General features: G+C 58.7%; 8 protein-coding genes. 6 read left to right on the top strand and 2 right to left on the bottom strand.

The window, feature by feature from the left end; translation table 11 throughout:
* The first annotated feature begins 105 nt into the window (after nt 1-105).
* Nucleotides 106-1,230, top strand: coding sequence for an MBL fold metallo-hydrolase (locus H4317_RS02500; RefSeq protein WP_185888621.1), 1,125 nt, complete (start codon nt 106-108; stop codon nt 1,228-1,230).
* Between the two features lie 181 nt (nt 1,231-1,411).
* Nucleotides 1,412-4,570, top strand: coding sequence for an FG-GAP-like repeat-containing protein (locus H4317_RS02495; protein WP_185888620.1), 3,159 nt, complete (start codon nt 1,412-1,414; stop codon nt 4,568-4,570).
* 52 nt (nt 4,571-4,622) lie between these two features.
* On the opposite strand, the gene H4317_RS02490 is transcribed toward H4317_RS02495, so the two are convergent.
* Nucleotides 4,623-5,801 (bottom strand): glycosyltransferase, encoded by a 1,179-nt coding sequence (locus H4317_RS02490; RefSeq protein ID WP_185888619.1) that lies wholly within the window; start codon nt 5,799-5,801, stop codon nt 4,623-4,625.
* A gap of 257 nt (nt 5,802-6,058) precedes the next feature.
* Here H4317_RS02490 and H4317_RS02485 point away from each other — a divergent pair, with 257 nt between their 5' ends.
* The 4 genes from H4317_RS02485 (at nt 6,059) to H4317_RS02470 (ending at nt 12,337) form a co-directional block, all read left to right on the top strand.
* A complete protein-coding gene (locus tag H4317_RS02485; RefSeq protein WP_185888618.1) occupies nt 6,059-8,941 on the top strand; it encodes a TonB-dependent receptor in 2,883 nt (960 codons plus the stop codon).
* 51 nt (nt 8,942-8,992) lie between these two features.
* Nucleotides 8,993-10,429: a beta-helix domain-containing protein gene (locus tag H4317_RS02480; protein WP_185888617.1), complete on the top strand. Its 1,437-nt coding sequence runs from the start codon at nt 8,993-8,995 to the stop codon at nt 10,427-10,429.
* A 140-nt stretch (nt 10,430-10,569) separates the two neighbouring features.
* Nucleotides 10,570-11,466 (top strand): YicC/YloC family endoribonuclease, encoded by an 897-nt coding sequence (locus H4317_RS02475; RefSeq protein ID WP_185888616.1) that lies wholly within the window; start codon nt 10,570-10,572, stop codon nt 11,464-11,466.
* Nucleotides 11,467-11,791: 325 nt separating this feature from the next.
* A complete protein-coding gene (locus H4317_RS02470; protein ID WP_185888615.1) occupies nt 11,792-12,337 on the top strand; it encodes a hypothetical protein in 546 nt (181 codons plus the stop codon).
* A gap of 83 nt (nt 12,338-12,420) precedes the next feature.
* Here the strand turns inward: H4317_RS02470 and H4317_RS02465 are convergent, their stop codons facing one another.
* The gene (locus H4317_RS02465) at nt 12,421-13,800 is read right to left on the bottom strand and encodes a M28 family metallopeptidase (RefSeq protein ID WP_221899179.1); all 1,380 of its coding nucleotides are present in this window, start codon (nt 13,798-13,800) and stop codon (nt 12,421-12,423) included.
* Nucleotides 13,801-13,823: the final 23 nt, after the last annotated feature.

The raw sequence follows: 13,823 nt of genomic DNA, 5'->3' as shown, positions 1-13,823 counted from the left end.
AGCGGCTGGGGCTAGTTGTTGCCGGCGCATTGCGAATCAAATATTCCATCTGTTACTACGACTACCCAACCAAACTCCTACAGGTTGAGGAGTCATCTGCTTGATATGAGAAAATACCTACGTATTGTCGGCCGCCTGGCCATTGTAATGGTGGCCCTGCTACTGGTGGCTGGCGTCGCTTTTGCCAACCTGAGCCCGGAGCTAGGTGGCAAGCCTACTAGAAAACAGCGCGCTGCCTACGCTAAATCGGGCCATTACCGCGACGGGGAGTTTCAGAATCTGGTGCCTACGGAGCAGCTGACGGGGGGCAGTCTGGTATCGGTGATGTGGAAATTCCTGTTCAGCTCTGTACCCAACGAAACGCCTGCTGCGCCCCTGCCTACGCAGCAGCTCGACTCACTGAGCATCACGCGAAAAACGCCCGATATGGTGCGTGTGACGTGGTTCGGACATTCGGCCAGTCTGGTGGAGATAGGCGGCAAAAACATCTTGCTCGACCCCATGCTGAGTGTAAAAATGGGCCCGCTGCCACTCCTGACGCCCAAGCGCTACAACCCAGCCCTAGCCATTACGGCCGAGCAATTACCACTCATTGACGCCGTACTGATTTCACACGACCACTACGACCACCTCGACTACCAGACCATCCAGCGGCTCAAGGACAAGGTGGCCCATTTCTATGTACCGCTGGGTGTGGGGGCACACCTGCTGGCCTGGGGCGTCGATTCGGCGCGGGTTCGGGAACTGGACTGGAACGACTCGGTGCAGTTGCCTGGCCTCACCATCGTTAGCACACCCGCGCGGCACTTCTCCGGGCGCGGCCTCACCAACCGCAACTCCACCTCTTGGAGCTCCTGGGTGCTGAAGTCGGCCACGAAGCGCGTGTTCTACAGCGGCGACGGGGGCTACGGCCCGCACTTTCAGGCTATCGGCGCGCAGCATGGCCCCTTCGATCTGGCTATTATGGAGTGTGGCCAGTACAACGAGAACTGGGCACAGATTCATATGATGCCCGAGCAGACTGTGCGGGCGACGCAGGATGTGCGCGGCCGGGTGTTGCTGCCGGTGCATTGGGGCGCTTTCACGGAGGCGCGTCATGCTTGGAACGAACCGGTGCGCCGGGCCAGTACGGAGGCAGCACGGTTGCTACTACCTATCACCACACCACGGCTGGGGCAACCTATTGTGCTAGGTACCGAACCACTGCCGCAGGAACGGTGGTGGCAGTAGACGAGCCGCCTGCAACTACAATATTATGTTGAAAATTTGCGCCTATTGTTCAAGCAGTTAGTCGCCGATAAAATTGTCTAAGCCAATCCTATTACAGACCAACTATTTCCTGTTGTTTTGTTGACCCAATACCCGACTAGCGGGCATCTATGGGACAATTCCACTTATCAGGTTCATCTGCTTGTACACTTCTACCTTCCTGTTAGCTGCCCGCAAGGTGGCTTCTCCGGTGCCGGGCTTCTACCGTAGTGCACCTTTGCTTGCTGGCTTGTGGCTGGCACTAGGCGTGGCCACGCAAGCCCAGAATCCGACGGTTTCTAGCCTCTCTCCTACCCGCAACGCTACTAATGTTGCCCGCACGGCAGACGTAGTGCCCCGGTTCACACTGAATATTTCCAGCGCGTCGGCTGGCAACCTGCGCGTATTTGGCTCGCAGCTATACGGGCGGCGGCTAGGTACGCTCATAGGCCAGGGCTCTAGCATCCTCCTCTTCAACCCTGCCCAGGACTTCGCCCCCGGCGAGGTGGTGAGCGTCAGCCTGCCAGCCACCATGCTAAGCGCCAGCAACGGTAGCGCCTTAAGCAAGCACGTGTACCAGTTTACGGCGGCTACCGGGGGCACTGGCCGGGGCCGTTTTGCTGATGGCTCCGCCCGCACCCTGGCGGGCCAGGGTACGCCGCATACACTTGTGCTCGGCGACGTGGACAACGACGGCCACCTCGACATCGTGACGGCAAAAAACATCAGCGGCGGCAACTACGGCCTTCTGGATATCCAGCGTAACAACGGCAATGGCACGTTTTCGTCGTGGAGCAGCCTGATGATGAATACCGAGCCGGCCTATCTGGCCTTAGGCGACGTGGATGCTGATGGCGACTTGGACATTGTAACGCCTGTTGGCGTGGGCCTCAACGATGGCAACGGCCACTTCTCGGTGGCTACGGGGTTTTGGCCTTTCATCAACGGCCGCCGGCTCCGGCTCGGCGACGTGGACGCGGATGGCGACCTGGATCTGCTACTCGTGAGTGCCGGACGCGTGCAGGTGGGCCTGAACGATGGCACTGGCACGTTCAGCCCGGGTGCGCTCCTCACCAGCGGCCAGTACATCAACTCGCTGGAAGTAGGCGACCTGGACAACGACGGTGACCTAGACATCTTGGCCGGCGACGGCAACAGCCCCCAGTACAATGTCCTGCTCAACGATGGTGCTGCCACATTCACGGTGGGCGCCAGCCTGACCATGAGCGGCAGCGCGCAGGACGTGGTGTTGGGCGACGTAGACGCCGATGGTGACTTGGACGTTGTGAGTGCCGAATACATCCTGAGTGCCGGCACCAGCGGCCTACTGGGTCTGCGCCTCAACAACGGCAACGCTACATTCGGCAGCCACATCCTCCTGCATTCGTTCAACTATACGGTGCATCCGCGGGAAGTGCGGCTCGGCGATATTGACGCCGACGGCGACCTAGACCTGATGTATATGGACGGTGGCATCAACGGTATTTCCAACGTCATTCACCTGAAGTATAACAACGGCAGCGGCAGCTTCATCTCAGGCCCCGATGCTTTTGTGGGCTACAACCCCTACGGCCCCGCCCTCGGTGACGTGGACAATGACGGCGACCTGGACCTGGTAACGCCCGTAGACCGCACCGTGACCATCCGCCTGAACCAGCCGCCTACCGTCACGATGCCCGTTACCAGCCTCACGCCAGCCCGCAATAGTGTCGGCGTAGCCCGCAATGCCAACCTGGCCGTAAGCTTCGGCCAGGCCACGGCCAGCGGCACGGCACCGCTAGCCGTATTCAGCAGTCAGCGGCAGGGGCTGCGGCAGGGCACGGCCGGCGGGGCTGGCACCGCCACCCTCACCTTCGACCCCACCCGCGACTTTATGCCAGGTGAGCCCATCAGCGTGACGGTGCCGGGCAGCATTGTGAGTAGCGACGGGACGCGCACGGCCCGACCGGAAGTGGTGCAACTACGGGCAGCAGCTACGGGCAGCGGACGGGGCTCCTTCTCGGGTAGCCTCAACCTGCCCATGCCCGGACAGGCCCGCGCCGTAGCTACTGCCGATATCGACAATGATGGGGACCTGGACTTGTTAGTGTCGGGTGCTATGCCCAACGGCTACAACGGCGTGATGGTACGCCTCAACAACGGCGACGCCACGTTCACGAGTGCACCGGATATTTCAGTAGATGCAGCCCCGTCCGATATTGTAGTAGGCGACATTGATGGGGATGGGGACTTGGACTTCATCGTGGCCAACTCTTCGAGCAACACCCTGCCCATCCGCCTCAACAACGGAAACGGCACCTTCACCGACGGCGACCGGGTCTTCACGTTCTTGGAAGGTCATACCTTGGCGCTAGGTGACATGGATGCCGATGGCGACCTAGACCTGCTGATTGGCAACAAGGACCGCAATACGGTTTCGGTGCGCTTTAATACGGGTGCAGGCATGTTCTATGGCACTATGGAAGTACCGACTGGCGCGGGCCCACACCACTTTACAGTCGGCGACGTGGACAATGACGGCGACCTGGACATCGTGACGCCCAACTACGACGCCAATACCATCAGCGTCCGGCTGAACGACGGCCTCGGCATGTTTAGCCTCACGCCCGATCTGCCGGTCGGAAACCAGCCCGAAGATGTGGCGTTGGGTGACTTGGACGGAGACAGAGACTTGGACCTCACGGTGGCAAATGCGGGCAGCGGCACTGTGAGCGTGTTGCGCAACACCGGCACCGGCAGTTTTGTGGCGGCTGGCACCGTGGCAGTGGCCCCCGGCCTGCTCCGCCTCGCCCTCGCCGACCTCGATGCCGACAACGACCTGGACCTGCTGATAAGCGGCGGTACCGCAACCGGCACCACCGCCAGTACCCGCCTTAACGACGGCAGCGGCAACTTCTCCGGTGCCTTTTCCACTCCGCTCGGCAACTCTCCCACCAGCCTTGCCCTTGGCGACCTAGACAACGACGGCGACATAGACGTTGCGGCGGCCAACACTGCCCTGTTTGCCAATACGGTGAGTGTGCGCCTGAACGGTGGTACGCTGGCCAACAAGCCGGCCACCACCGCGCAGCAACTGCAGCTCTACCCAAACCCGGCACGGCAGCAGTTCACGCTTCGGATGCCCATGGCAGCAGGCATTGAATCGGCACAACTGCTTTTATTGAACGGCTTGGGGCAGCAGGTGCAGCAGCAAACGGTGGCCATCAGCGGAAGACACTTGCAGGCCGTAGTAGAAGTAGACGGGCTCCCTTCTGGCGTGTATCAGCTGCGCCTAACGGTGGATGGGTTGGAGCCTATCTACCGAAAAGTGGTAGTACAGTAACGACCAAGATTTGCTAAGAAAAGGCTGCTTCCCGCTCGGGAAGCAGCCTTTTTCATGGTGTAGACACAGCTATCTGATAAAAACTTACAAACTGACGGCCCACGGCCGAGTAGCTGAAATGCTCTTCGGCGTAGCGGCGTAGGGTGGCGGCATCGAACTGCTCGGGCTGGCGTAGCACATGAGCTAAGGCTTCGGCCAGGGCAGCTTCGTCGCGGGCGGGCACGAGGTAGCCGCGGGTGCCGTCGGGGGGCAGCAGCTCGGGTACGCCGCCTACGGCCGTTGCCACCGCCGGCAAGCCGCTGGCTTGGGCTTCGATGAGGACGCAGGGAAGGTTTTCGTAGTTGCTGAATAGTACAAAGCAGGCAGCCCGGCGCATTTCGGTGGCTACGGCTTCGGTAGTGAGCTTGCCCAGAAACGTAACGGTATCCTCCTGCAGCAAGCCCAGTTCGGCGGCTAGCTCTTTCACCTGCGCTTCTGCAGGGCCATACCCCGCAATCCGCAGGCGAATATTAGGCTGGGTAGCGCGCAGCCGCGCTACCACCCGCAGCAGGCCGCTTAGGTTCTTGGCTTGCTCGTTGAATGCGGCCACATGCAACAAGCCGGCGCGCTTACTAGGCTCAGCCGGTAGATGAAACAAGGCTGTATCTACCACATTGGGAATCAGTACTGTGCGCGGATTTCGAACACCCAGTTGCGCGAGAGCCCCCCGCAGGTTATCTGACACGGTATGCAGTCCGGCGGCGGCCTGCACCACCCGCTGTGTCAGCCACCGCCGCAGCCAGCCAATGCGGTGCGCATTTTGCGGCAAATAGAGCGTCCAGTGCTCCGTCACCACGAAAGGCAGGTTGCGCGTCAGCTTTAGCCACCAGGCAAACAGACCGGTGCGCAGCAATACGTGCACATGCACCAGCTCTGGCGGAGCACCCCAGTGCCGCACCAGCCGCTGATAGCCCTGCACCATACACCAGAAGTATAGTCCCAGCTTCATCACCTTATCCAGTGGCCCGAAACCGGTGGGCTGTGCCCGGTAATAATACCGCAACGTGGGTATCGGACCACTCAGGTCGGCATCGAGGCTGATGAAGCTGGGCAACGGGCCGCGGGCTACAGCTGCAAACAGAACAGCCACCTGAGCGTGTGGCGCAACAGCCGCTACATGACGTCCCACAAAGTCTCCGTCCTGGTCGTCGTAGCGGTTTGGGTACCACTTGGGCAGCATCAGTACGCGCATTCGCAGAGGAAAAAGTGGGCGGTTGGAGCTGAAAAGATAAATGGTTTTCCGGCGTCCAGCCTTTTAGCTGTTCTGACGCAAGCATCACCCAACCGCATAATGAAACTGATCATCAAAGAGTAACGCACCTCTATTTCAGCCCTCCATATACTATATAGTGCGTTCTGCAGGCAACAGAGCCCCATTCATAATTTGGTAATAGTGAGGTGACAATGAGGTAACGCTAGAGAAGGAGCTTTGCGGCATAATTCAACCGCATGAACCTGACCTTCACTCGTTTTCTAGCCCTGCTCCTGGTGTTGCTGGGTACTACTTCGGCCGCCTGGGCGCAAACCGGCACCATCAAAGGAACGGTGAAAGACGCCAGCACGCAGGAACCCATCATCGGGGCCAGCGTGGGGGTGCCCGGCACTGCCATTGGCGGCGCCACCGACCTCGACGGTACGTTTACACTCACGAAGGTACCAGCTGGCACCTATTCGCTGGTCGTTAACTCGGTATCCTATGCGCCAAAAACCATTCCCAACCTGCAGGTAGAGCCCGGCAAGGTAGTAGTGATAAATACCGTGCTTAGTAGCTCATCGGCAGCACTTGGTGAAGTAGTGGTGACGGCGCAGCGCCGCACCAACACCGAGGTAGCCGTTATCAGCGAAGTGCGGCAGGCGCAGCTGGTAGCTGTAGGTGTCTCGGCTGAGCAGATTGTGAAGTCGCAGGACCGCGACGCGGCCCAGATTGCCCGGCGCGTGCCCGGCGTCAGCATCCAAGACAACCGCTTCGTACTGGTGCGGGGCCTTACGCAGCGCTACAACGCCGTGATGCTAAACGATGTGCTGACGCCCAGCTCGGAAGTTGATACGCGGGCCTTCGCCTTCGATATGATTCCGAGCAGCGTGATTGACCGGATGATGATTTTCAAGTCCGGTTCCGCCGAACTGCCCGGCGACTTTGCGGGCGGCGTCATCAAAGTATACACCAAGCGGGCCCCGGAGGAAAACTTCACCAATATTAGCCTGCAGGGCGGCTACCGCACCAACACTACCTTCTCCGATGTGCAGAAGTATGAGGGCGGCAAATACGACTGGCTGGGGTTTGACAGCGGTAAGCGCACCATTCCTAGCAACTGGCCCAGCACCCTCAACGGCGACATTTCCAGCCCATTGCGGGCGGCGTATGCCCGCCAGCTGCCCAATAACTGGGCCATCAACTCGGCCAAAGCGGCTCCAGACCTGCGCCTATCCTTCAGCATGGGCCGCCGCTTCGAGTTGGGCGAAAAACAGGTGGGCACGCTTACCAGCCTCAACTACGGCAACTACCACGTGGCTACCGCCCCTACGCTCACGTTCTACGAGAACGGGGCCGACCGCAACGCCGTAGACGCGCAGTTTCAGGACGAATCATACAGCAACGAGGTGCGCCTGGGTGTGGTGCAGAACTTCTGGATGCGCCTGAACAGCCGCAGCACTCTGGAATTCAAGAACCTGTTCAACCAGCTGGGAGCCGCCGAAACCGTGGTGCGCCAGGGTGCCGACTCGGTAGTCACCAACGATGTGCGGGCATTTTCTGAGCGGTATGAAAGCCGCAGCATCTACTCCGGCCAGCTGATTGGCAACCACGAGCTAGCCAACGACAAAACCACCGTCAACTGGGTGGGCGGCTTTGCCTACACGCACCGCACCGAGCCCGACTGGCGCCGGGTGCGCTACCTGCGCCCCTTTGGCGCCACCAACGGCGACGGCACGCCAGCTCCCTTCGGTGTGGCCACGTCTAACCAGCCCGTTCTGACGGAAGCCAGCCGCTACTTCTCCGAGCTAAACGAGCGGGTAGAATCCGGCGCGCTGAACATCATCCACGAATTCACGCAGGACTCTACGAAAGAGGAAGGCGGTATCAAGCTGAAAGCAGGACTGTATGCCGAGCGCAAAGACCGAGACTTCAAGGCCCGCTACTTCGGCTACACGAACGTGGGCAACACTGGCGTGACTGGCAGCGGCGTACGGACACAGACCATCGACCAGGTGTTTGGCCCGGGCAACCTGACGGGCCAGGAAGGCGGCTTCTCGCTGCAGGAAGGCACCGACCCCAACGACTCCTACAACGCCAGCAATACGCTGCTGGCCGGCTACGCCAGCCTGACCGTGCCACTGGGCAAGTTCACGGGCGTTGTTGGCTTCCGGGGCGAATACAACGACCAGGTGGTGACCAGCGAGTTGCGCGGCGGGGGCCTCACCAACGGCGGACGCCGCTTGTTCAGCCCGCTGCCTTCGCTCAACCTCTCCTACAACCTCACCGACCAGATGCTAGTGCGGGCCGCGTACGCCTCCACCATCAACCGCCCCGAGTTCCGGGAGCTGGCCCCCTTCCGCTTTTACGATTTCAACCTGAATGCTGATGTGCAGGGCAACTACGCCCTGAAAACGGCCCAGGTGCAGAACGTGGACGTGCGCTGGGAGCTGTACCCGACTTCCGGCGAGATGCTGACGTTGGGCGCCTTCTACAAGCACTTCGCTAATCCCATTGAAAACTACCTGAGCACGTCGGTGGGCGGCGCCAACAGCCTCAACTATGCCTTCGTGAACACCAAATCGGCGGTGAGCTACGGCGTGGAAGCGGAAGTGCGCAAGTCGCTGGCGGGGCTGTCGGAATCGAGTCTGCTGCAGCGCCTGTCGCTGGTGGGCAATGCCTCTTACATCTTCAGCCAGGTTGACCTCGGCGACGTGCTGAACGTGCCCGATGCCAGCGGCCGGGTACTGCCCACCGATGTAAGTGACACGCAGACCCTGACCCGCCCACTCCAGAGCCAGTCGCCTTACCTCATCAACCTGGGTGCATATTACAACGACGAAGACCGGGGCACGCAGTTGAGCCTGCTCTACAACGTGGTAGGCCCGCGCATTTTCGCCGTCGGCAACAAGGACAACCCTACGCTGTATGAGGTGCCCCGCAATGTTCTTGACCTAGTCCTGACCAAGCGCCTGGCCAAGCACTGGGAGCTGCGCGCCGCTTGGCAGGACGTGTTCAACCAGCCTGTGAAGCTGGTGCAGGACACCGACCGCAACAACAAGTTCTCCAGCAGCGACTCGGCTTACCGCTCGTTCCGTCGCGGCTCCAATACCACCCTGGGCCTCATCTTCTCCTGGTAATCACCAGTTGTCATCATCCTCCTTTTTGTTTCATTCACCCAACCTTTCTTTATGAAACGCTTTCCGAAAACGCTGTTGTTTGCTATGCTGGCGCTGGCCAGTGCTGCACCGCTCAGCAGCTGCGAGGACAACGACGATAATGCACCAGTAGTAACGGACAACCCCAGCGGCCCTACCGACAGCGCGGGGCGCGTTATTCTGTCGGGTGAAATAACGGCCAACCGTACGCTCAAGGCCAACGAGAAATATCTATTGCAGGGCTTCGTATATGTCACCAGCGGCACGACACTCACCATTGAGCCCGGCACCAAAATCTTCGGCGACCAGACCACCAAAGGAGCCCTCATCGTTGAGCGCGGCGCCAAGCTCATGGCAGAAGGCACGCAAAGCAACCCTATCGTCTTCACGTCGGCCAAGGCCAAGGGCAGCCGCAGCTACGGCGACTGGGGCGGTGTGGTGCTAGTAGGCAGTGCCCCCATCAACCAGTCGTTGAGCACGAACATGGAAGGTGGCATCCGGGGCAACTTTGGGGGCACCAATGCCGCCGACAACTCAGGCAGCCTGAAGTACGTGCGCATTGAGTTTGCCGGCATTCCGCTTTCGACTACTGCCAACAGTGAAATCAACGGCCTGACCCTGTACGGCGTTGGCACTGGCACCCAAATCGACTACGTGCAAGTATCCTACTCCGGCGACGACTCTTACGAGTGGTTCGGGGGCACCGTGAATGCCAAGCACCTGGTGGCCTACCGCGGCTTCGATGATGACTTTGATACCGACTTTGGCTTCACCGGCAAGATTCAGTACGGCCTGTCGTTGCGCGACCCGCAGTACGCCGACCAGTCGGGCTCCAATGCTTTCGAGTCGGACAACTTCAACCCCGGCACCCCAGCCAGCGGTTCCAACGCCGGCCTGCCCCTCACAGCGCCTGTGTTCAGCAACATGAGCGTATTCCTGACGGCTGGCGCGCCACCTACCACGCAGGCATCCGGTAGCGGAGTGTATCAGTCGGCTATGCACCTGCGCCGCAACACGTCCATCAGCATCTATAACTCGGTATTCGCCGGCTACCCTGAAGGCTTGCGCCTTGATGGCACCTCTACCTGGGCCAACGTGCAAGCCGGTGGCCTAGACCTGCGCGGCATAACAGTGGCCAATACCAATACGCCGCTCCGCGCGGCCGGCAACACCGGCACCGGCGCCTTCACCGACGCCGAAGTACAAACCTGGTTCAACGGCACCGGCAAAAACAACTCGGTAGTAGCCAGCACCGGCCTGATGGCGCTGGGCTTGAATGCCAACTCATTCAACCTGAGCGGGCCGGCCTTCACGCTGCAAAGCGGCTCGTCGCTGCTGACAGGGGCTGTATTCACCGGCAAAACCGCCGATTCGTTTTTTACTAATGGTGCCTATCGCGGCGCCTTCAACGGCACGGACAACTGGACGCAAGGCTGGACCAACTTCGATCCGCAGAACACCGATTATTAATGCAATAATTGGCTGCTGTGCAGCATCCAGGGCAGAAGCCGGAACGTACGTTCCGGCTTCTTTGCTTTTGCGCCTGCTTCAGCACGCGGGTATCTGCGCCGTCTGTTACTTTTGGCTCTTCTTTGCTACACCCTCCTGCCATGCTCCAGTCTATGACCGGCTACGGCGTTGCGCACCGCGACACCGACCGTTACTCCGCCACCGTCGAGGTAAAGTCTCTCAACTCCAAATCGATGGACCTCACGCTGCGCCTGCCGCGCTTTTTGCAGGAGCGAGAGTTGGAAATCCGCAATCTGGTAACCAAAACTCTCGTGCGGGGCAAAGTCAACCTCAATTTCGACTTCATGCGGGCCCGGGGCGCCGCGGCTCAGGGTAGCGTAGTCAACCAAGCCGTCCTGACCACTGCCTACCAGGAGTTGCTGGAGCTGAGCGCACGCACGGGAGCGTCATTGGAGCAACTGACGGCAATTGCCAAGGCACTACCCGGCGCGCTTCGGCTACCGGCCGAGCTGCCGGTAATGGCTGAGGAAGAGGATGAAATAACTTGGGATGAGTTGCTCCCACTGGTACAGGAGGCCTTGGAGCGCACCAACGAGTTCCGCCGCACCGAAGGCCAGACGCTCACCACCGAAATCCTAGCCTACATCGACAGCATCCGGATTCAGTTGGCTGAGATAGAGCGCCACGACCCCACCCGCGTTGAAAACGTGCGTGAGCGGCTTCGCTCCCACCTCGCCGACCTCACAACCAGTGAGCAGTTTAACCCGGTTCGCTTTGAGCAGGAACTGATTTTCTACATCGAGAAGCTGGATATCGCCGAGGAAAAAGTACGGTTGGTCAGTCATTTGCACTATTTCACCGAAACGGTATATCTACCAGAGCCCACAGGGAAGAAATTAGCGTTTATTTCGCAGGAAATAGGTCGAGAAATCAACACGATAGGTTCGAAAGCCAACGATTCAGTAGTACAACACTTAGTCGTAGGCATGAAGGAAGAACTGGAAAAAATCAAGGAACAGATCAACAACATTCTGTAAGTGCAAACCGAGCATCTGCTATAAAGTAATTGAACTTTTAGGGTAAATTATAGAATAGTGCTTTAACTATAACTTGTTGATATTTTACAGGATATCCGTGAATCATTCCAGAAACACCCATTTTTTTCTATGTCCGAAAAACATTGCTGATTCATCCCTTTCGATGATTATAGAGCAATGAATGGAACAGATAGAAAATATTTTCCCGCTAACAGCTTGCAGTTGCCAGTTTCTTACGTAAATTGTGTTATCCGAGCAGACTGGCCCTTGTGTAGTCGTCGGCGAAACTTGCTTTGTCATTCATCTTTTTTCAGCCTTTAGACATATGAAAAAAGTAGTACTCTTTCCAGTTACCTTCTGCCTGATGCTGTTGATGACAGCATTCCGTCCGGCTGCAGAAATAGAATTGATCAAGAAGCGCGTGCTGAGCGAGCGGGTCGAAATCCTCATTCCCAAAGGGTTTGAAGTGATGAGCGAGCAGCAGATGGACTTCAACTATGCCCGAGCACAGAGCCGTCCGAGCGTTATCTACACAAACAGCAAGGAAGCCAGCATCTCTTTCACCTACACCGACAACACTGCCGACCAGGACATGATTGACATGTACGCCGGCAACTTCTACAAAACTTACTCCAAGCAATTCAAGGAAGCCAAATGGTTCGGTAACGGTGTAAAGGAAATTGCTGGTCGTAAAGTAGGCTACCTCGAGTTGATGAAGCCCGAGCTTGGTCACGAAGTATATCAGTTGATCTTCTTCACTGACGTGGAAGGTAAGCTGCTGATGTGCACTTTCACCTGCGCCGACCGTCAGAAGCCGGAATGGGAAACAGTTGCCAAACAGATCATGAATTCCATCAAGGCAAACGGCTAGTCGTTCGACTCACCTACGCTTTCCATACAGAAGCCCCGAAATGCTGGTCATTTCGGGGCTTCTGCTTTACGGTATGCACAAAATTACCGGGCCGGGCTGGATGATGCGCCCAGCGTATTGAGAAAATCCCGCAGCAAGCCAAAGGTGCTGGCAAAAGCGGTGAGCGGGAGTGTTTCAGACCGGTCTTGCACATCGTGGTAGGCCGTGATGCCACCGCGTGTGTAGAGGAAAAACGCGGGTACGCCCCGCTCCGAGAAAGGAAAATGGTCGGAGTTGGCGGCGCGGCCACGGGCGGCCAGGCTGGGCAGTGTGTGGCTTTTGTCGTTGAGGCGCTGGAGCAACTGGAATTGCGCCGGGAACTCACGACCATTCACGACGGTAGCACCTTCGGAGCCGGTGCCTAGCAAGTCCAGATTCAGCAGGAAACGAATGCGAGGCAAGGGCACCAACGGATGGTCGACGAAATAGCGGGAACCTACTAGGCCAGCTTCTTCAGCACCGAAAGCAATGAACACCACCGAGTAGGAAGGGCGGTTTTCGGGGCGTGAATAATAGGCAGCCAGTTCCAGCAGCATTGCGGTACCGCTGGCATTATCGTTGGCTCCCGGGAAGTACGCTTTGCTGCCCATTGTACCCAGGTGGTCGTAGTGGGCCGTCACGACCAAAAAGGAATCGGGCTGCACCCGGCCAGGCACGAAGCCGACGATATTCTGGGTCTGGTACTGGCGCTGCAAGACGGCGTCTACGCGCACGGCCACCAGCGCCACTGTAGGGCCACTGGCGGTTGAGGGTATCTTATTCCAAACGGATTCAAGCACTTCCAACCGCATCTGCCCGGCTTGCCGCGGCGCCAGTGAAGCTGTGAGTTTCGGTACTAGTGTAAGTCGGAGCGCAGCAGAATCGATATGCTGCTGAAGAGCCTGTGGCAGGGTTGCCAGTCGTTGTTCGTCGGCAGCCCGCACTGCCAAGCCGCCTTGGTGCCAGCGGCGTTGCAACAGCTGCTGCTGCGCCACCGGGTTGGTGAAAACCAGCGTATCGAAGCGCACGATTGGCACAGCCGAAAACGCGCCACCTACTATGCCCGGGCCAGAGTCAGGAGCCGCAATAAACTCCTCTCCTACTCGTAGCTTTCGGGAATGCCCCAACACTGGAAAGCGTAGCATTCCCAAGCTCAATTCCAGGTTCAAGGCCCCCGGAAAGGTGTTCACATCCAGCGTAAATGATTGGGTATAGTCAGGCGTAAGAGGCTGAAGCCCCAATTCCTGAAACCGTTTGCGCAGATAAGCAGCGGCTTTCTGCTCGCCCTTGTTTACGTAGCCGCGGCCGTGCATAGCAGGAGCCGTCAGGGCCTGAATAGTGCGCCGTACGCGCGGCATCTCCTGAGCAGTTGCCGGGGCCAGCGGCAGCCCCAGCGCTACACTCAGGGCTAGAGTTTGCCACCACTTTATCGGGACGTAAGGCATTAGCAAGCAGTAAGGGTTGAGCA

The organism is Hymenobacter sediminicola (genome assembly GCF_014250515.1).
Taxonomy (GTDB): Bacteria; Bacteroidota; Bacteroidia; order Cytophagales; family Hymenobacteraceae; genus Hymenobacter; species Hymenobacter sediminicola.
The sequence above is the reverse complement of the archived record's forward strand: the minus strand, read 5'-3'. Positions and strand labels throughout refer to the sequence as shown.

Excerpts from the sequence above, each read along its gene's own strand:
- H4317_RS02465 (WP_221899179.1), bottom strand. The coding sequence starts at position 13,800 with ATGCCTTACGTCCCGATAAAGTGGTGGCAAACTCTAGCCCTGAGTGTA.
- H4317_RS02475 (WP_185888616.1), top strand. The coding sequence starts at position 10,570 with ATGCTCCAGTCTATGACCGGCTACGGCGTTGCGCACCGCGACACCGAC.
- H4317_RS02500 (WP_185888621.1), top strand. The coding sequence starts at position 106 with ATGAGAAAATACCTACGTATTGTCGGCCGCCTGGCCATTGTAATGGTG.
- H4317_RS02485 (WP_185888618.1), top strand. The coding sequence starts at position 6,059 with ATGAACCTGACCTTCACTCGTTTTCTAGCCCTGCTCCTGGTGTTGCTG.
- H4317_RS02480 (WP_185888617.1), top strand. The coding sequence starts at position 8,993 with ATGAAACGCTTTCCGAAAACGCTGTTGTTTGCTATGCTGGCGCTGGCC.
- H4317_RS02470 (WP_185888615.1), top strand. The coding sequence starts at position 11,792 with ATGAAAAAAGTAGTACTCTTTCCAGTTACCTTCTGCCTGATGCTGTTG.
- H4317_RS02490 (WP_185888619.1), bottom strand. The coding sequence starts at position 5,801 with ATGCGCGTACTGATGCTGCCCAAGTGGTACCCAAACCGCTACGACGAC.